The organism is Kitasatospora sp. NPDC059577 (genome assembly GCF_042735475.1).
In the GTDB taxonomy this organism is placed as follows: Bacteria; Actinomycetota; Actinomycetes; order Streptomycetales; family Streptomycetaceae; genus Kitasatospora.
In genome coordinates, this window is record NZ_JBHWBZ010000026.1 from 89,694 (window position 1) to 107,623 (window position 17,930).

Consider the following 17,930-nt stretch of genomic DNA (forward strand, 5'->3'; position numbering starts at 1 on the left):
CGTGCTCTTCCTCTACGTCGTGCTGCTGGTGTGCTGCACCGTGCTGCTGGTGGCCGGCATCGTCGAACAGCGGCGGCACTTCACCGCGCTGGAGCAGATCCCGACCCGGGTCCTGGTCAACGGCATCCGCGGCAAGAGCTCGATCACCCGGCTGTGCGCGGGCGCGCTGCGCGGCGGCGGGCTGGTGACGGTCGCCAAGACCACCGGCACCGCGGCCCGGTTCATCCACCCGGACGCCACCGAGGAACCGGTCTACCGCAAGTTCGGCATCGCCAACGTGGTGGAGCAGATCGGCATCGTCCGCCGCGCCGCCACCTACCGGCCGGACGCCCTGGTGATCGAGTGCATGGCCGTCATGCCGGCGCTCCAGGAGGTCAACCAGACCAAGCTGATCCGCTCCACCATCGGCGTGCTCTGCAACGTCCGCGAGGACCACCTGGCCGAGATGGGCCCGACCCTGGACGACGTCGCCCGCTCGCTGTCGCGCTCGATGCCGGTCGGCGGGGTGTGCGTCACCGCCGAGCAGGAGCGCGCCCACATCCTGCGCGAGGAGGCGGCCAGGCGGGACTGCCGGCTGATCGTGGTGGACCCGGAGACGGTCACCGACGAGGAGCTGCGCGGGTTCAGCTGGTTCACCTTCAAGGAGAACGTGGCGATCGCCCTCGCCGTCGCCGAACTCCTCGGCGTGGAGCGGCAGACCGCCCTGCAGGGCATGTGGGCGGCCCCGCCGGACCCGGGCGTGCTGTCGGTCGACCGCTACCGCACCGCCGACGGCAAGCGGCTGCGCTTCGCCAACGTCTTCGCCGCCAACGACCCCGAGTCGACGCTGATGAACGTCCGCCAGCTGGAGGACCTCGGCGCGATCCACCGCCCGCTCAACGTGGTGATCAACTGCCGCCCGGACCGGGTCGAGCGCAACGGCCAGATGGGCCAGATCGTCCCGGACCTCGACCCGGACACGGTCTTCCTGATCGGCCACCCCACCAGGAGCGCCCGCGACGGCATCCCGGCCGGCTGGTCGGGCCGGGTGGTCGACCTCGGCGGCGACAAGCGCGACCCGGAGCGGCTCACCGCCGAGCTGCTGGCCGCACTCGGGCCGGACTCATCGCTGGTGGCCGTCGGCAACATCCACGGCCAGGGCGAGCTGTTCCTGGACGAGCTGGCCCGGCTCGAACCCGACGAGTCGCCGGACGGGCCGGGCGTACCGGAGTACGCGTACCACGAGCCCGAACCGCTCTACCCGGAGCCGGACCACCCCGGACCCGCGCACCACGCCGATCCGTTCCACCCCACCGGGACCGCACCGTACGCCGATCCGGACCCGTACGCCGATCCGGGCCCGTACCCGGGCCGGGTCCCGCACCCCGGCCGGGCCCCGTACGGCGGGCAGGCGCCGTACCCCGGCCACGCACCGCACGCCCGACAGGCTCCCCACGCCGAGCCGGTGTACCGCCCCGAGCCGCTCCCCGACTCCTGGTACGACCCCCACCACCGCACCGCCGCGCCCTACGGAGACCAGCAGTGATCCCCACCGAGCTCACCCCCGAGATCGCCGCCATCGGCATCGCGCTCGGCCTGGTCTTCTCCCTGGTCTGCTACCTGACCACCAACCTCTCCCCCGGCGGCATGATCACCCCCGGCTGGCTGGCCCTCACCCTGGTCGAGTCCCTCCAGCGGGTGGCCATCGTGATCGGCGTGACGGTGCTGACCTACCTCGCCATCCGGGTGGTCCAGAAGCTGGTGATCCTCTACGGCAAGCGGCTGTTCGCCGCCGTGGTGCTGATCGGCGTGCTGCTGCAGGCCACCGTGATGCTGGTCCTGCAGCGCGAACTGCCCACCCTGTACGCCAACCAGACCCTCGGCTTCATCGTCCCCGGCCTGATCGCCTACCAGCTGGTCCGCCAGCCCCGGGCGGCCACCCTGATGGCCACCGGCACGGTGACGCTCGCCAACTACGTCGTCCTCACCGCCGGCGTCCTGCTCGGCGCCCTGCCCGGCACCTGATCCCGAGGGGAACCCCCATGCCAGTGACCCGCACGTCCCTGCTCAGCGGCGGCCTCGCCGTGACCCTGCTGGCCGCCGGCGGCTACCTCACCGTCCAGCTGCGGGACCGCGACCGGCAGCCGTCGGCCGGCAGCAACGCGCCGCTGATCACCGCCGCCGTGCCGGGCCCCGCCGCCGGGACCCCGGCCGGCACGGCCCCGCCCGCCCGGTACCGCTACGAGCGGCTGGCCGGGCCGGACCACACGGTGGTCCGGGACGACCGCGGCGGGGTGGTCGCCACGCTGAGCGACGGCGCCCGCACCGCCGTCCTGGCCGGCCCCAGCCGCACCTTCGCCGAGCCGGTCACCACCGCCGCCACGGTGGTGACCGACAGTTGGGTCCGGCTGATGCCGCAGCCCTGGAAGGCGGGCGCCGAGCAGGAGGCCTGGTTCCGCACCTGGTTCCAGCAGTCGCTCGGCTCCACCGCCGACGACGTCCTGGCGGCGGCCACCCAGTACGTGGCCGGGGCGCCCGCCGAGAAGGACGCCAAGGGCGTGCGCTTCAAGGGCGACGCCTCCTTCGGCCCGCTCAATCCGAACGGTTCGGCCGGCAACGACCTGCGCCTGGAGCAGACCGACTTCTTCGACTACCTCGGCGTTCCGTACACGTTCGCCGACAAGGTGACCCGGCAGCCCGACAGGACCCGCTTCGGTTCCTTCGACTGCTCGGGGTTCGTCCGGATGGTGTACGGATACCGATCCGGCTACCCGCTGCTCTCCAGGGACGCGGCCGGCCCCGGCCTGCCCCGCACCGCCAACGGCCTGGCCCGGGTCGGCCCCGGTGTCCCGGTGATCCCGCTGGCGACCGCCGCCGGCTCGGACACCACCCTGCGCCCGGTCTCGATCGACCCGCTGCAACCCGGCGACCTGGTGTTCTTCGAGATCGACGCCCGCACCGGCGCCCGGCTCGACCACACCGGCATCTACCTGGGCCTGGACACCGACGGCCACCCCCGCTACATCTCCAGCCGGGAGGAGGCGGACGGCCCGACCTTCGGCGACAAGGGCGGCACGGCCCGGCTCGACGACAACGGCATGTACGCGAAGGGGCTGCGCAGCGCGAAACGGCTCTGAACCGCGCGGGGTCCGCGCGGACGGGGAACGCCGGGTGTCCGGAAAGCGGGGTGCCCGGAAATCCGGGGCGGCCGCGAGGGCGGGACGCGCGGAACGCCCGGTGCGTGGAATGCCCGCTGTGTGGGAAGCGACAAAGCAGGTCACCCGGACGGCGCCACCGAGCTGTGCTTTCGGGTCAACCGGGTAACGATCCGGCATGCCGCGCCAGATTTTCTACGCGCGTAGCCGATTCCCGTCTATCCTCGGACCCGTGAACGCTTCTCCTCAGTCGGTCGTCTCCGCCGACCCCTACGCCGCCGCCCAGGCCGCCGCCGAGCGCCTGCGCGAGCTGACCGGTGCCGAGCGGCACGACGTCGCCCTGGTGATGGGCTCCGGCTGGGTGCCGGCCGCCGACGCCCTGGGCGAGACCGTGGCCGAGTTCCCGGTCACCGACCTGCCCGGCTTCCCCGCCCCCGCCGTCGCCGGTCACGCCGGCACGATCCGCTCGGTGAAGATCGGCGACAAGCGCGCCCTGATCTTCCTCGGCCGCAACCACTACTACGAGGGCCACGGCGTGGCCACCGTCGTCCACGGCGTGCGCACCGCCGCCGCGGCCGGCTGCGGCATCATCGTGCTGACCAACGGCTGCGGCGGCCTGCGCCAGGGCTGGACCCCCGGCCAGCCGGTCCTGATCAGCGACCACATCAACCTGACGGCGGACTCGCCGATCGTCGGCGCCAACTTCGTCGACCTCACCGACCTGTACTCCAAGCGCCTGCGCGCGCTCTGCCGCGAGGTCGACCCGTCCCTGGACGAGGCCGTCTACGTGCAGTTCCGCGGCCCGCACTACGAGACCCCGGCCGAGGTCAACATGGCCCGGGTCATCGGCGGCGAGCTGGTCGGCATGTCCACCACCCTGGAGGCCATCGCCGCCCGCGAGGCCGGCTCCGAGGTGCTCGGCATCTCCCTGGTCACCAACCTGGCCGCCGGCATGACCGGCGAGCCGCTCAACCACGAAGAGGTGCTGGAGGCCGGCAAGGCCTCCGCCGAGCGCATGGGCGAGCTGCTGGCGAAGGTCCTTGAGCGGATCTGACGCCCACCAGGCGCAGAATGCATGAGTGACGGGGCCCACGGGCGGCGTGATCCGCTGATCACGCCTCCCGTGGGCCCCGTCCGCGTGCTCGACCCCTTCCTTGCGGAACCCCGGTCTCAGCGAACCCTCCGGTCTCAGCGAACCCTCCGGCCGACACACCGACGCACTTCCCGATGGAGCTGGCAGCCATGACGCAGGCACCCACCACCGACCTCCTCGCCCGGGCCCGGGCCTGGCTGGCCGAGGACCCCGACCCGCAGACCCGCGAGGAGCTCAGCGCCCTGCTGGCCCGGGCCGAGGGCCCCGAGGCCGAGTCGGACAGCAAGCTCGCCTGGTCCGAGCTCGCCGAGCGCTTCGCCGACCGCCTGCAGTTCGGCACCGCCGGACTGCGCGGTGAGATCGGCGCCGGGCCGATGCGGATGAACCGCTCCGTGGTGATCCGGGCCGCCGCCGGCCTGGTCGCGTACGTCAAGGAGCAGGGCCTCGGCGACCTGGTCGTCATCGGCTACGACGCCCGCCACAAGTCGTACGACTTCGCCCGCGACACCGCCGCCGTGGTGGTCGGCGCCGGCCTGCGCGCCGCGCTGCTGCCGCGCCCGCTGCCGACCCCGGTGCTCGCCTTCGCCGTCCGCAACCTGGGCGCGGCCGCCGGCGTCACCGTCACCGCCAGCCACAACCCGCCGCAGGACAACGGCTACAAGGTCTACCTGGGCGACGGCTCGCAGATCGTCCCGCCGGCCGACGCCGGGATCGCCGCCGAGATCGACGCGATCGGCTCGCTGGACGAGGTCCCGCGCGCCGAGGACGGCTGGGAGGTGCTCGGCGAGGACGTCGTCGACGCCTACCTGACCCGCGCCGTGTCCATCGTGGACCCGCACAGCCCGCGCGACCTCGACGTCGTCTACACCCCGATGCACGGCGTCGGCCGCGACACCCTGGTCGCCGCCTTCCGCCGGGCCGGCTTCCCCGCGCCGACCGTCGTCGCCGAGCAGGCCGAGCCCGACCCGGACTTCCCGACCGTGGCCTTCCCCAACCCGGAGGAGCCGGGGGCGATGGACCTCGCCTTCAGCACCGCCGCCTCGGTCGGCCCCGACATCGTGATCGCCAACGACCCGGACGCCGACCGCTGCGCGGTGGCCGTCCCCACCAGCGGCAACGCGGCCGGCAGCGGCAACGGCACGGCCGGCTGGCGGATGCTGCGCGGCGACGAGGTCGGAGCGCTGCTCGGCGCGGCCCTGGTCTCCAAGAAGGCCGAGGGCACCTTCGCCACCACCATCGTCTCCGCCACACTGCTCGGACGGATCGCCGAGGCGGCGGGCCTGGGCTACGCCGAGACGCTGACCGGCTTCAAGTGGATCTCCCGCGCCGAGGGCCTGCGCTACGGCTACGAGGAGGCGCTCGGCTACTGCGTCGACCCGCAGGGCGTCCGCGACAAGGACGGCATCACCGCCGCCCTGCTGGTCGCCGAGCTCGCCGCCACCCTGAAGAAGTCCGGCCGCACGCTGTCCGACCTGCTGGACGACCTGGCGCTGGAGCACGGCCTGCACGCCACCGACCAGCTGTCCGTCCGGGTGCAGGACCTCTCGCTGATCGCCGACGCCATGCGCCGCCTGCGCGAGCAGCCCCCGACCGTCCTGGCCGGCCTGACCGTCACCCGCGCCGACGACCTCAGCGAGGGCTCCGCCGACCTGCCGCCCACCGACGGCCTGCGCTACTACCTGGCCGGCGAGGCCGTCCGCTCGGCCCGCATCGTGGTCCGCCCCTCCGGCACCGAGCCCAAGCTCAAGTGCTACCTGGAGGTCGTCCTCCCGGTCGCCACCGCCGCCGACCTCGCGGCCACCCGCGACCGCGCCGCCGCGCTGCTGGACGCCGTCAAGCGGGACCTGGCCGCAGCCGCCGGCATCTGACCGCCACGCCGAACGGGCCCGCCGGAAAGCTTCCGGCGGGCCCGTTCGCGCGTGGGGCGGGCGGCGTCAGGCCGCGATGACGGAGATCAGGGCGACCAGCCCCACCAGGGTGGGGACGATCACCCACCAGCACCAGCGGACCGTCACCGGACCGGCGGCCTCGGGACGGCTGGCGTTGCGCTCGGCCATCTCCTGCAGCACGTCGGTCACCTGGTCGGACCAGGCACGGGTGGGGTCCGAGGAGCCCTGGACGACCGGGTTGGTCCGGGCCGCGAGGCCCAGCCCCAGCCCGGTGCGGGAGGCGTGCTCGGCGTTGCCGCGGCTCTGGGCGCGGGTGGCGCGCTTGCGCTGGCGCAGCGACACCGGCACCGCCCAGACCTGGTACTTCCTGCCGCCCGCGAGCAGTTCGACCGAGTACCCCGCGCGCAGCGCGTCCACCGAGGCCCAGGGCGCGATGACGGTCCGCCACGGGTTGCGCACCACCAGCCGGTCGCCGGAGGCCCGCACCACCGGGCGCAGCGTGTAGGCGATCACCGGGAAGGCGAACACCGGCACCGCGGCGAGCGCGACGTACGGGGTCTTGCCGGTGCCGGTCACCGCCGCGTCGCCGATCAGCCAGGCGGCGACGGCGAGCAGGAACACGCCGGAGATCACGCCGGGGACGGAGCGGTACACGCGGTCCGCGTACTCGGGTTCCCCGCCGGGGGCGGCCTTGCCCTGGTGGGGCGTGCCGTCGGAATCGGTCATGCCGTCGATTCTGCCCCATGCCCCTCGTACGGAGGTCTCGGTCCGGCCACGAATGGCGGGTGCCCTGGCGGCCCACTACGCGCGTAGATATGCTGGTCTGGTGACTATGTCCACTGTTGCAGCCAATGCCCCCGGCGTTGCGGGCAGCGGTCTTCAGGACGTTGCGGCGTCCGAGGCCTCGCTCCGCCGCTTTCTGCACGGCCTGCCCGGCGTCGACCAGGTCGGCCTGGAGGCGCGTGCCGCCACTCTCGGTACCCGCTCGATCAAGACCACGGCGAAGGCGTACGCCATCGACCTGGCGATCTCCATGATCGACCTGACCACGCTGGAAGGCGCGGACACGGTCGGCAAGGTGCGCGCGCTGTGCGCCAAGGGCAGGACCCCCGACCCGACCGACCCCACCACCCCCCGCGTCGCCGCCATCTGTGTCTACCCGGACATGGTCGCCACCGCGAAGGACGCCCTGAAGGGGACCGACATCCAGGTCGCCTCGGTGGCCACCGCCTTCCCGGCCGGCCGCGTGGCCCTCCCGGTCAAGCTCGCCGACACCGCCGACGCGGTGGCCGCGGGCGCCGACGAGATCGACATGGTGATCGACCGCGGCGCCTTCCTCTCCGGCCGCTACTTCGACGTCTACAACGAGATCGTCGCCGTCAAGGAGGCGTGCAAGCGCGCCGACGGCAGCTACGCCCACCTCAAGGTCATCTTCGAGACCGGCGAACTGCAGACCTACGACAACGTCCGCCGGGTCTCCTGGCTGGCGATGCTGGCCGGCGCCGACTTCATCAAGACCTCCACCGGCAAGGTCGCCGTCAACGCGACCCCGCCGGTCACCCTGCTGATGCTGGAGGCGGTCCGCGACTTCCGCGCGGCCACCGGCGTCCAGGTCGGCGTGAAGCCCGCCGGTGGCATCAAGACCACCAAGGACGCCATGAAGTACCTGGTGATGGTCAACGAGACCCTCGGCGACGACTGGCTGACCCCGCACTGGTTCCGCTTCGGTGCCTCCAGCCTGCTCAACGACCTGCTGATGCAGCGCCAGAAGCTGGCCACCGGCCGCTACTCCGGCCCCGACTACGTGACGGTGGACTGATCACCATGGCCAAGAAGAAGAACATCGAGGAGCCCGCGGCCAAGCCCGCCGGAGGCCTCTTCGCCTACGCCCCGGCCCCCGAGTCCCCCGCCGCCGCGGGCGACATCGCCACCTCCTACGGCCACTTCATCGGCGGCGAGTTCGTCGACTCCTCCGGCAGCGAGGCCCTGAAGACGGTCAACCCGGCCACCGAGCAGGTGCTCGCCGAGTTCGCCCAGGGCACCGACGAGGACGTGGACCGCGCCGTCGCCGCCGCCCGCAGGGCCTTCGCCGACTGGTCGGCGCTGCCGGGCAGCGAGCGCGCCAAGTACCTGTTCCGGATCGCCCGGATCATCCAGGAGCGCGGCCGCGAGCTGGCCGTGCTGGAGTCGATCGACAACGGCAAGCCGATCCGCGAGACCCGCGACTTCGACATCCCGACCGTCGCCGCGTGGTTCTTCTACTACGCGGGCTGGGCGGACAAGCTGGACTACGCGGGCTTCGGCGCCAACCCGCGCCCGCTCGGCGTGGCCGGCCAGGTCATCCCGTGGAACTTCCCGCTGATGATGCTGGCCTGGAAGATCGCGCCCGCGCTGGCGACCGGCAACACGGTCGTCCTGAAGCCGGCCGAGACCACGCCGCTGACCGCGCTGCGCTTCGCCGACATCTGCCGCCAGGCCGGTCTGCCGAAGGGCGTCGTCAACATCGTCACCGGCGACGGCCGCACCGGCGCCGCGCTGACCGCGCACCCCGACGTCAACAAGGTCGCCTTCACCGGCTCCACCCCGGTCGGCCGGGCCATCGCCAAGCAGCTGGCCGGCAGCCGCAAGAAGCTGTCGCTGGAGCTGGGCGGCAAGGCCGCCAACATCGTCTTCGACGACGCGCCGATCGACCAGGCGGTCGAGGGCATCGTCAACGGCATCTTCTTCAACCAGGGCCACGTCTGCTGCGCGGGCTCGCGCCTGCTGGTCCAGGAGTCGATCCAGGACGAGCTGCTGGACGCCCTGAAGCGCCGGATGTCCACCCTGCGGGTCGGCGACCCGCTGGACAAGAACACCGACATCGGTGCGATCAACTCGGCCGCGCAACTGGCCCGGATCACCGAGCTGACCGACGCCGGCGAGGCCGAGGGCGCGGACCGCTGGTCCCCCGAGTGCGAACTCCCGGGCAACGGCTTCTGGTTCAAGCCGACCATCTTCACCGGCGTCAGCCAGGCCCACCGGATCGCCCAGGAGGAGATCTTCGGCCCGGTGCTGTCGGTGCTGACCTTCCGCACCCCCGACGAGGCGGTCGCGAAGGCCAACAACACCCCGTTCGGCCTCTCCGCCGGCGTCTGGACGGAGAAGGGCTCGCGGATCCTCTGGACCGCGAACAGGCTCAAGGCCGGTGTGGTCTGGGCCAACACCTTCAACAAGTTCGACCCGACCTCGCCGTTCGGCGGTTACAAGGAGTCGGGCTACGGCCGCGAGGGTGGCCGCCACGGTCTGGAGGCCTACCTCGATGTCTGACACGACCTTCGCGCGTCCTGACGCCCCGGTGCGGATCCAGGTGAGCAAGACCTACAAGCTGTACGTCGGCGGGAAGTTCCCGCGCTCGGAGAGCGGGCGGGTGTACGAGGTGACGGACTCCAAGGGCGAGTGGCTCGCCAACGCGCCGCTGGGCACCCGCAAGGACACCCGTGACGCGGTCCTCGCCGCCCGCGCCGCCGTCAAGGGCTGGGCCGGCACCACCGCGTACAACCGCGGCCAGGTGCTGTACCGGGTGGCCGAGATGCTGCAGGGCCGGCGCGAGCAGTTCGCCGCCGAGGTGGCCCTCTCCGAGGGCATCGGCCCGAAGAAGGCCGCCGCGCTGGTGGACGTCGCGATCGACCGCTGGGTCTGGTACGCGGGCTGGACCGACAAGGTCGCCCAGATCGCGGGCGGCGCCAACCCGGTCGCCGGTCCCTACTTCAACCTGTCGACCCCCGAGCCGACCGGCGTGGTCGGGATCGTCGCCCCGCAGGCCGGGTACGGGCACTCGCTGCTCGGCCTGGTCTCGGTGATCGCCCCGGCGATCGCCACCGGCAACACGGTCGTGGTCGCGGCCGCCGCGGACGCCCCGCTGCCCGCGCTGTCGCTGGGCGAGGTGCTCGCCACCTCGGACGTCCCGGGCGGCGTGGTCAACATCCTCTCGGGCCGGACCGCGGACATCGCCCCCACCCTGGCCTCGCACCAGGACGTCAACGCGGTGGACCTCACCGGGGCCATCGCCGCCGACGGTCCCGGCGCGGCGCAGGCGCTGGAAGCCGCCGCCGCGGATACCCTGAAGCGGGTGGTCCGTCCGGAGCTGGACCCGTTCGCCCAGGACTGGACCAGTGCGCCCGGTACGGACCGGCTACTCTCGTTCCTCGAAACGAAGACGGTGTGGCACCCGATGGGTATCTGACCCACCCGCCCTCCGGGGCGACAACTCCACAGACTGGCCGTCCCCAGTGCCCTCTCCCCCCCAGGGCCCGGACGGTCATTGGACGGACCCGCGCCTCTCCCCCCCTGGCGCGGGTCCGTCGCTTTCCGCCGCCGTTCCCGTCGACTTTCGTCACCCCCGCCGCCGACTTTCGCCGCTCCCGCGCGCCCGGCCGGCCCGGCCAGAATCACCGGGGACGGGGACGATCGGGGGGAACCATGGGCGAGTTCATCGGCGAGCTGGTCGCACTGTTCGCGGACGGCTTCCTCCGCAGGTACCACGTGGCCCGCAGCAGGCGCCGACTGGCCGCCGGGCGGCCGGTCCGGGTGCCCTGCTCGGTCCGCTCCGGCCCGGGGCGCGGGTACGTCAACGGCAGCCTGCGGATCACGCCGGGGACCGCCGGCGTGGCCTTCGTCTCCCGGGAGGCCGGGCGGCTCGACCTGCCCACCGGGGGCACCTTCCACGAGCCCGAGCCCGACACCTGGCACAGCCAGGACTGGGCCGCCACCGCCTACCGGCCGCCCGGCGCCGGAGACCCGGTCCACCTCCAGGTCGACACCCGCTACCTGCCGCTGGTACACGCCGCCCTCGCCGGCCCGTAGTCGCGGTCGCCGACGCGGTGACGGGCCGCAACCACCGCCGCCTCCGTGGCAGAAGGTCGGTGCCGACCGGTTTCGGCAACGGGCCCCGATGCGTCAGACTGGTGTCCCGTGAGTGACTCCCCCATGAACCCCGCCCCCGGCGCGCACGCCCGGGTGATCCTGCTCTCCGGGCCCTCCGGGTCGGGGAAGTCCTCGCTCGCCGAGCGCAGCGGCCTGCCGGTCCTCCAGCTCGACGACTTCTACAAGGACGGGGACGACCCCACGCTGCCGCGGCTGCCGGACGGCGCCGTCGACTGGGACTCCCCGCTCGCCTGGCACCGCGACCAGGCCCTCGCCGCCATCCGCGCCCTGCACGACCGCGGCCGCACCGACGTCCCGGTGTACTCGATCCCGGACAACGGCCGGATCGGCACCCGCGCCCTGGAGCTCGGCGGCGTCGGCGCGTTCATCGCGGAGGGCATCTTCGCCGCCGAGATCACCGCCGCGTGTGCCGAGGAGGGCCTGCTCGGCGACGCCCTGTGCCTGCGCAACGGCGCGCTCACCACGGCCTGGCGCCGGCTGCGCCGGGACGTCCGGGAGGGCCGCAAGTCGCTGCCGGTGCTGCTGCGCCGGGGCTGGCGGCTGATGCGCGCCGAGCGTTCCATCGTGGGCCGGCAGGTCGCGCTCGGCTCGTACGCGTGCGCCGGGCCGGAGGCCGAGCGGCGAATCCGTACCGCGGCCCGCCCGACGGAGCTCTCCGCGGCTTGAGCCGGGCCGTTCCCGGCGTCCCCGCGGCCGAGGCCCGGCGGGTCCGGACGGCACGACGACGGGCCCGGTGCGTCTCCCCCGCACCGGGCCCGTCGCCTTCCCCGAACGATCCTCGGTTCTCCCACGGGCACGCTCCCCCGAGCCGCTGCCCCCGGACCGTCCGACCGTCCGTTCCCGTCCCCCGACGGGAGTCCCTCGTTACGCGACCAGCTCGCCGAACGCCCGGACGGTGTCGCCCGACTTGTTCAGGTGCTCGTCGTCGCGCAGCCGGCGCAGGGCGCGCCAGATGCTGCTCTTGACCGTACCGACGCTGATCCCCAGCACGTCGGCGATCTCCGGGTCCGTCTTGCCCTCGTAGTAGCGCAGCACCAGCATGGTCCGCTGGTTCTCCGGCAGCTTCGCCAGCGCCTGCCAGAGCACGGTGCGCAGCTCGGTGCCGCCCATCGCGTCGGTGTCGCCCGCCGTCTCCGGCAGCTCCTCGGTCGGGTACTCGTTGACCTTGCGGCGCCGCCAGGCGGAGATGTGCAGGTTGGTCATGGTGCGGCGGAGGTAGCCCCCGACCGCCGCCTTGTCGGTGATCCGGCCCCAGGCCCGGTAGGTGCTGAAGAGCGCGCTCTGCAGCAGGTCCTCGGCCTCGTAGCGGTCACCGGTGAGGTGGTAGGCCGTGGCGTACAGGGAGGCGCGGCGCTCGCGCACGTACGCGGTGAACTCCGTGATGTGGTCCTCCGCGGCGGCCGAGTGCTCCCCCTGCGCGCCTCCCTGTCCGGCCTCGGTGGTGCGGGCCGCAGCGGGGTTCAGCCGCAGCAGCGTCGCACCGGCGGCCTCGCGACCGGACGGTTCCCCCGAACCGACCGTCCGCAGACCGTTCCCCCCGGTACCCCGGTTCCCCCCCGGGGTGTCCTTGCCCTCGACGCGGACGGGGAGGATGCCCCGCAGCGTGAGGGTGTTGGCGGAGTCGGCCGAACTCCCCAGCCGGCCGATCCCGTACAGCTCCCCCGTCCTGGCGCCGCCGCTCACCCGGCGGGCGACGGGGTTTCCACCGGTGCTGTGCGCGCACCCCCGTACGGTCACGGCACCGGAGTTCTCGTCGGTCCTGACCTCGTACCGGGTCCGGTGGGTCGTGGCTGACGAACGCGCGGTGCGGACAGCCGGGTTGGTCCGGGTCTGAAGCATGGCGTTCATCGTGCGCCCCCTGGGTCGGTACGAGCGGTTCCGGTAGCCGCCCTCCAGCCGGCCCTTTCGGCCCGCTGTCCTGCGGCGACATGGAAAATCCTGCCCGCCGGTTGTGATGGCGCTGTCCGCCGACTGTCACAGGGGTGTCACAGGCGGGGGCCTTTCGTCCCGGTCCGCCTCCCTCCGTACCTGACGCCGGTGGCGGTCCTTCCGGTTCCCGAGCGGCCGGTGAGCGATCCGGGGGGTGATTCGGGGCTGCGGGTGGGCCAAAATGGGGCCGTGCCTTTCCTCCTATTGATCGAGGACGACGACGCCATCCGGACCGGCCTCGAACTCGCCCTCACCCGCCAGGGCCACCGCGTGGCCACCGCTGCCTCCGGCGAGGACGGCTTGAGGCTCTTCAAGGAGCAGCGGCCCGACCTGATCGTGCTGGACGTGATGCTGCCCGGGATCGACGGCTTCGAGGTGTGCCGCCGGATCCGGCGCACCGACCAGCTGCCGATCATCCTGCTGACCGCGCGTTCGGACGACATCGACGTGGTGGTGGGTCTGGAATCCGGCGCGGACGACTACGTGGTGAAGCCGGTGCAGCCGCGCGTGCTGGACGCCCGGATCCGGGCGGTGCTGCGACGCGGCGAGCGGGAGAGCTCGGACTCCTCCGCGTACGGCACCGTGGTGATCGACCGCGCGGCGATGACCGTCACCAAGGACGGGCAGGACCTCCAGCTCACCCCGACCGAACTGCGACTGCTGCTCGAACTCAGCCGCCGCCCCGGGCAGGCGCTCTCCCGCCAGCAGCTGCTGCGGCTGGTGTGGGAGCACGACTACCTGGGCGACTCCCGCCTGGTGGACGCCTGCGTGCAGCGGCTGCGGGCCAAGGTCGAGGACGTGCCGTCCGCGCCGACGCTGATCCGCACCGTGCGCGGGGTGGGCTACCGGCTGGACCCGCCGGCCTGACCCCTCCGCCCCGGCCCCGCCCCGTCCGACTCCTGAACTCCCGTATCACGACAGGCTCCTGTGACTGACCATCAGACGACTGCCCGGCGCTTCCCGGCGAGCCGGTGGCGCCGGCTGCGTTCCCTGCGGGTACGGCTGATCGCGGTGTTCGCGGCGGTCGCGCTGCTCGCCGCCGTCTCGGCCTCCGGCATCGCGTACTGGCTGAACCGCGACGCGGTGCTCAAGCGGGCCCAGGACACCGCGCTGAACGACTTCCGGGTCTCACTCAGCCGCAACGTCTCCGAGCTGCCGCTGAACGCCGGCTGCCCGGAACTGGCCGCGCTGGCGTCCAACGTCGCCAGCTCCGGCCTGAATTACGACGTGGTGGTGATCGACCCGGCGCACCCGGAGTGCCCCTCGGCGTCCTCCGACCCGACGCACTTCACGCTGGCCGACGTGCCGACCGCGCTGCAGTCCACGGTCGCCAAGCCGCGGGAGGTCACCGAGAACAACCCGTACCCGTACCACCTGTACTGGCAGCGGCAGAACCTGGAGGGCCGGCCGTTCCTGATCGGCGGCACCAAGGTGGTGCCGAACGGCCCGACGGCGTACATGTTCAAGTCCCTGGAGAACGAGCGGGCCGACCTCAACACGCTGGGCTGGTCGCTGGCCGTCGCCACCCTGCTGGCCCTGATCGGCTCGGCGCTGCTCGCCCAGGCCGCCTCGGCCACCGTGCTGCGGCCGGTCAAGCGGCTCGGCGACGCGGCCCGGCGGCTCGGCGAGGGACACCTGGACACCCGGCTGGAAGTCGAGGGCTCGGACGAACTCGCCGACCTGGCCCGGACGTTCAACATGGCCGCGGAATCGCTGCACGAGCAGGTCGAGGAGCTGAGCGCGCGCGAGGCGCAGAGCCGGCGGTTCGTCGCCGACATGTCGCACGAGCTGCGCACCCCGCTGACCGCGATGACCGCCGTCACCGACATCCTGGAGGACGAGGCCGAGTCGCTGGACCCGATGATCGAGCCGGCCGTCCGGCTCGTGGTCAGCGAGACCCGGCGGCTGTCCGACCTGGTCGAGAACCTGATGGAGGTGACCCGTTTCGACGCCGGCACCGCCAAGCTGGTCGCCGACGAGGTCGACATCGCGGACCTGATCATGTCCTGCATCGACGGGCGGGCCTGGTACGACGCGGTCGAACTGGACGCCCCGCGCGGCATCCTGGCCGTGGTCGACCCGCGCCGGCTCGACGTGGTGTTCGCCAACCTCATCGGCAACGCGCTCAAGCACGGCGGCTCGCCGGTGCGGGTCAGGGTCCGGCAGAGCGACGACTCGGTCGTGGTCGAGGTCTCCGACAGCGGCCCGGGCATCCCCGAGGACGTGCTGCCGCACGTCTTCGACCGGTTCTACAAGGCGGACCGGGGGCGGGCCCGCTCGGAGGGCAGCGGTCTGGGGCTGTCGATCGCGATGGCCAACGCCCAGATACACGGGGGGACGATCACGGCGGCGAACGGGGAGGTCGGCGCGGTGTTCACCCTGACGCTGCCGTCGGCCCCACCGCCCCCGCCGGCCGCGGGCGGGGCCGAGCGCGGCCCCGCGCGCGACGCCGCACAGGACAAGGACGCCACGTGACCGCCCCCGCCCGCACCACCCTGCGCCGCACCGCCGGCGTGCTGCTCCTGCTCGCACTGGCCTCCGGCTGCGGCATCCGGCCGACGGCCGTACCGGTCGACGCCGGGGCCCCGGCCAGCCGGACGGCCTGCCCGACCGCCCCGCGCGTACCGACCGCGCTGGCCACCCCGCCCGGCCCCGCGCCGGCCGTGACCCCTGCCCGCGGCGCCGCCAAGGGCGCCGTGAGCCCGAGCCCGTCGCCCGCCGCGGTGACACCGGGCAGCCCGCCGCCGGACAACGTGTTCAGCGCCGTGCCGACGGCCTCCCCGTGCAAGTAGCGGGGGCGCCGGGGGCGCGTCCGGGAATGTTCACGCCCGGTGTGGAACCGCCGTGCCACCGGCTCACGTCCTTCCCCCCGTGCAGCGAGATGGCACCAGGACACGCGACGAGCGTTCCGGCGCGGGGACCGAGAGCAGGCCGGCGGCGGGCGTCCACCGTCCCCTCCGGCTGACCGGACTGGCGGGCCTGGCCTGCCACCTGGCACTGGTGCTCTGGCTGGTGCTGAGACCGCTGCCGGTGGCCTGGGTGTACGACGCCAATCTGACGCCGCTGGCCTCGCTCCGCTCCTCCACCGGCTGGCAGGTGGTCGGCGAACTCCTGCTGCTGGCCCCGCTCGGCGTCCTGCTGCCGCTGGCCGGCGGCCGGCTCCGAGCCCCCTGGCTGCCGTCCTTCCTGCGCACCACCGGCGTCTCCGCGCTGCTGGCGACCGGGCTGGAGTTCCTCTCCTCCTGGACGCCCGGGCACGTCCTCAACGTGGACCACATCCTGTTCGCCGTGATCGGCGTGGCCGCCGCCCACCTCGCGCTGGTCCCCGGTCTGCGGCACCTGCTGCGGGGGCGGCGGCCGCGGGTGCCCCGGGTGTCCGTGCTGACCGTCCCGCCGGTGGCCGCCGTCGGCCGGGTGGCGGCCGTCGCACCCGTCCCCCGGCCGCGCGCCTACGCGGAGCCGACGCCGCCCGGCCGCTGAGCCCGCCCCGGCACCACCCGGCCACCGACCTCGACCAGCCCTCCGGGGCGCGGCCCGGTCAGCAGCTGCGAACCCGCGCCCTGGGTGACGGTCAGCGCCCGGCCGAGCCGCGCGGTCAGCAGCAGGGCGGCCGCGCCGGTCGCCTCGTCCTCGTCGATCCCGTCCCCCCGCCCGGGGAACGCCCGGGCCCGGACGGTGCCCGCCGCCTCGTCCTGCCAGGCCCAGGCGTAGACCCACTCCCCGGGCGGCGGCACCTCCAGCGCCTCCACCTCGGCCGCCGAACCGTACTGCCGCAGCGTCCGCGGCGGGGCCCATTCCGGCCGGGCCTCGATCAGCGTCAGCCCGCCCGCGCGCCGTACGCCCACCTCACCGGCGGCCGTCACCAGCCGGTCCAGGCCGAGCAGCCAGGCGACGCCCACGCACGGGTGCCCGGCGAAGGGCAGACGCAGCGTCGGGGTGTGGATGTCGATCTCCCCGCGCTCCGGGTCGTCGACGAACACCGTCTCGCTGAAGCCGAGTTCGCGCGCGAGCCGTCGGCGGTCCGCGCGCTCCGGCACAGCGGCGCCGGCGCGCACGACGCCGAGCTCGTTCCCGTGCCGCCCGTCCGGTCCGCAAAAGACCCGCAGCACCTCATAGTCAGTCATTTCCCACCTCGTCAATTGCCGCTCCGGCAGAGCGCAACGACACCGTGACGTAAAGGCCGCGACGAATGTCAGCCGCCTCCAGTACTGTGCGCTCTCGTCCCCAAACGGTTCCGCCGTTGTTTCTTCCCTCCCACAGGAAATCCCCCGTGAACAATCTCGACTTCAGCGCCGAACCGCTGTTCTCCTGGTACGCCGTCCTGCTGGCGCTCAGCGGCGTGATCATGCTGGTCCTCGGAGCCGTCGCCGGCGGGCTGAAGGCCGGTCTGCGGATCCTCAACGTGCTCATCGGCCTCGGCTTCCTGGGGTACGCCTACTACCTCGTGTTCGTCTTCGAGGGCGGCACGTACTACATCTTCTTCAAGGTCTTCATCCTGCCGGTCGCGATGATCGTCTACTCGGTGAAGGCGATCGTCGAGCGCAGCAACGCCAAGCAGCAGGCGGCCGCCGCGCAGGCCGCCGGGTTCAACCCGAACGCCCCGCAGGCCCCGTTCGACCCGAACGCCCCGCAGGCGCCGTACAACCCGAACGCCCCGCAGGCGCCGTACAACCCGAACGCCCCGCAGCCGGGCGCTCCCGTGCCGCCGCACGCGGGCGCTCCCGTCCCGCCGGCCGCCGCGCCGCACCAGCCGGGTGTCCCGCCGCAGCCGGTGGCGGACAACCCGTACGCGCAGCCCGCCCCGCCGGCCCAGCCCCAGCCGCCGCACCAGGCCGGCTGAGCGGGCCGCACCGCCCCACGAACGCCGGAAGGCCCGTCCGTCACCGCTGCCGAGCGGTGACGGGGGGGGCGGGCCGGGGGGGGGGGGGGAGCGCCCCGGGCGGGGACCCCGCCGGGGGCGGC

General features: G+C 73.4%; 18 protein-coding genes. 15 read left to right on the forward strand and 3 right to left on the reverse strand.

What is annotated here, in order from left to right; translation table 11 throughout:
- Position 1: 1 nt before the first annotated feature.
- The 5 genes from pgsB (at position 2) to ACFV0O_RS21420 (ending at position 6,095) form a co-directional block, all read left to right on the forward strand.
- The gene (pgsB, locus tag ACFV0O_RS21400) at positions 2-1,525 is read left to right on the forward strand and encodes a poly-gamma-glutamate synthase PgsB (RefSeq protein ID WP_380343991.1); all 1,524 of its coding nucleotides are present in this window, start codon (positions 2-4) and stop codon (positions 1,523-1,525) included.
- On the forward strand, positions 1,522-2,004 hold the full coding sequence (locus tag ACFV0O_RS21405) for a poly-gamma-glutamate biosynthesis protein PgsC/CapC (protein WP_380343994.1): 483 nt from the start codon (positions 1,522-1,524) through the stop codon (positions 2,002-2,004). The genes pgsB and ACFV0O_RS21405 overlap by 4 nt, the downstream gene beginning before the upstream one ends.
- A 17-nt stretch (positions 2,005-2,021) precedes the next feature.
- Complete coding sequence (locus ACFV0O_RS21410; protein ID WP_380343997.1) at positions 2,022-3,116, forward strand: C40 family peptidase; 1,095 nt, start codon at positions 2,022-2,024, stop codon at positions 3,114-3,116.
- 250 nt (positions 3,117-3,366) lie between these two features.
- Positions 3,367-4,188 (forward strand): purine-nucleoside phosphorylase, encoded by an 822-nt coding sequence (locus ACFV0O_RS21415; protein WP_360265310.1) that lies wholly within the window; start codon positions 3,367-3,369, stop codon positions 4,186-4,188.
- Positions 4,189-4,376: 188 nt separating this feature from the next.
- Entirely contained in the window at positions 4,377-6,095 is a 1,719-nt protein-coding gene (locus ACFV0O_RS21420; RefSeq protein WP_380344001.1) for a phospho-sugar mutase, read from the forward strand.
- Between the two features lie 66 nt (positions 6,096-6,161).
- Here ACFV0O_RS21420 and ACFV0O_RS21425 read toward each other — a convergent pair whose 3' ends face one another.
- A complete protein-coding gene (locus tag ACFV0O_RS21425; protein ID WP_380344004.1) occupies positions 6,162-6,842 on the reverse strand; it encodes a PH domain-containing protein in 681 nt (226 codons plus the stop codon).
- 106 nt (positions 6,843-6,948) lie between these two features.
- On the opposite strand from ACFV0O_RS21425, the gene deoC reads away from it, so the two are divergent.
- From deoC to ACFV0O_RS21450, 5 genes are all read left to right on the forward strand, one after another.
- Positions 6,949-7,935, forward strand: coding sequence for a deoxyribose-phosphate aldolase (gene deoC, locus ACFV0O_RS21430; protein WP_360265349.1), 987 nt, complete (start codon positions 6,949-6,951; stop codon positions 7,933-7,935).
- 5 nt (positions 7,936-7,940) lie between these two features.
- Positions 7,941-9,422: an aldehyde dehydrogenase family protein gene (locus ACFV0O_RS21435; RefSeq protein WP_380344007.1), complete on the forward strand. Its 1,482-nt coding sequence runs from the start codon at positions 7,941-7,943 to the stop codon at positions 9,420-9,422.
- A complete protein-coding gene (locus ACFV0O_RS21440) occupies positions 9,415-10,338 on the forward strand; it encodes an aldehyde dehydrogenase family protein (RefSeq protein WP_380344009.1) in 924 nt (307 codons plus the stop codon). Before ACFV0O_RS21435 ends, ACFV0O_RS21440 begins: the two co-directional genes overlap by 8 nt.
- 236 nt (positions 10,339-10,574) lie before the next feature.
- On the forward strand, positions 10,575-10,958 hold the full coding sequence (locus ACFV0O_RS21445) for a hypothetical protein (RefSeq protein WP_380344012.1): 384 nt from the start codon (positions 10,575-10,577) through the stop codon (positions 10,956-10,958).
- A gap of 108 nt (positions 10,959-11,066) precedes the next feature.
- On the forward strand, positions 11,067-11,705 hold the full coding sequence (locus ACFV0O_RS21450; protein ID WP_380344015.1) for an ATP-binding protein: 639 nt from the start codon (positions 11,067-11,069) through the stop codon (positions 11,703-11,705).
- Between the two features lie 198 nt (positions 11,706-11,903).
- Here the strand turns inward: ACFV0O_RS21450 and ACFV0O_RS21455 are convergent, their stop codons facing one another.
- Positions 11,904-12,566, reverse strand: a complete 663-nt coding sequence (locus ACFV0O_RS21455; protein ID WP_360265355.1) for a SigE family RNA polymerase sigma factor — start codon at positions 12,564-12,566, stop codon at positions 11,904-11,906.
- Positions 12,567-13,157: 591 nt separating this feature from the next.
- Here ACFV0O_RS21455 and ACFV0O_RS21460 point away from each other — a divergent pair.
- The 4 genes from ACFV0O_RS21460 (at position 13,158) to ACFV0O_RS21475 (ending at position 16,448) form a co-directional block, all read left to right on the forward strand.
- A complete protein-coding gene (locus tag ACFV0O_RS21460) occupies positions 13,158-13,835 on the forward strand; it encodes a response regulator transcription factor (protein ID WP_063349065.1) in 678 nt (225 codons plus the stop codon).
- A gap of 60 nt (positions 13,836-13,895) precedes the next feature.
- Positions 13,896-15,443, forward strand: a complete 1,548-nt coding sequence (locus ACFV0O_RS21465) for an ATP-binding protein (RefSeq protein ID WP_380344018.1) — start codon at positions 13,896-13,898, stop codon at positions 15,441-15,443.
- Positions 15,440-15,760 carry a hypothetical protein gene (locus ACFV0O_RS21470; protein ID WP_380344020.1) on the forward strand — a complete coding sequence of 107 codons (321 nt, stop codon included), beginning with the start codon at positions 15,440-15,442 and terminating at the stop codon, positions 15,758-15,760. Before ACFV0O_RS21465 ends, ACFV0O_RS21470 begins: the two co-directional genes overlap by 4 nt.
- A gap of 79 nt (positions 15,761-15,839) precedes the next feature.
- Positions 15,840-16,448 (forward strand): VanZ family protein, encoded by a 609-nt coding sequence (locus tag ACFV0O_RS21475; protein ID WP_360265331.1) that lies wholly within the window; start codon positions 15,840-15,842, stop codon positions 16,446-16,448.
- Here ACFV0O_RS21475 and ACFV0O_RS21480 read toward each other — a convergent pair.
- Positions 16,418-17,092, reverse strand: a complete 675-nt coding sequence (locus tag ACFV0O_RS21480; RefSeq protein ID WP_380344024.1) for a PhzF family phenazine biosynthesis protein — start codon at positions 17,090-17,092, stop codon at positions 16,418-16,420. The two genes, ACFV0O_RS21475 and ACFV0O_RS21480, sit on opposite strands and share 31 nt — an antisense overlap.
- Before the next feature lie 146 nt (positions 17,093-17,238).
- On the opposite strand from ACFV0O_RS21480, the gene ACFV0O_RS21485 reads away from it, so the two are divergent.
- Positions 17,239-17,808: a hypothetical protein gene (locus tag ACFV0O_RS21485; RefSeq protein WP_380344026.1), complete on the forward strand. Its 570-nt coding sequence runs from the start codon at positions 17,239-17,241 to the stop codon at positions 17,806-17,808.
- Positions 17,809-17,930: the final 122 nt, after the last annotated feature.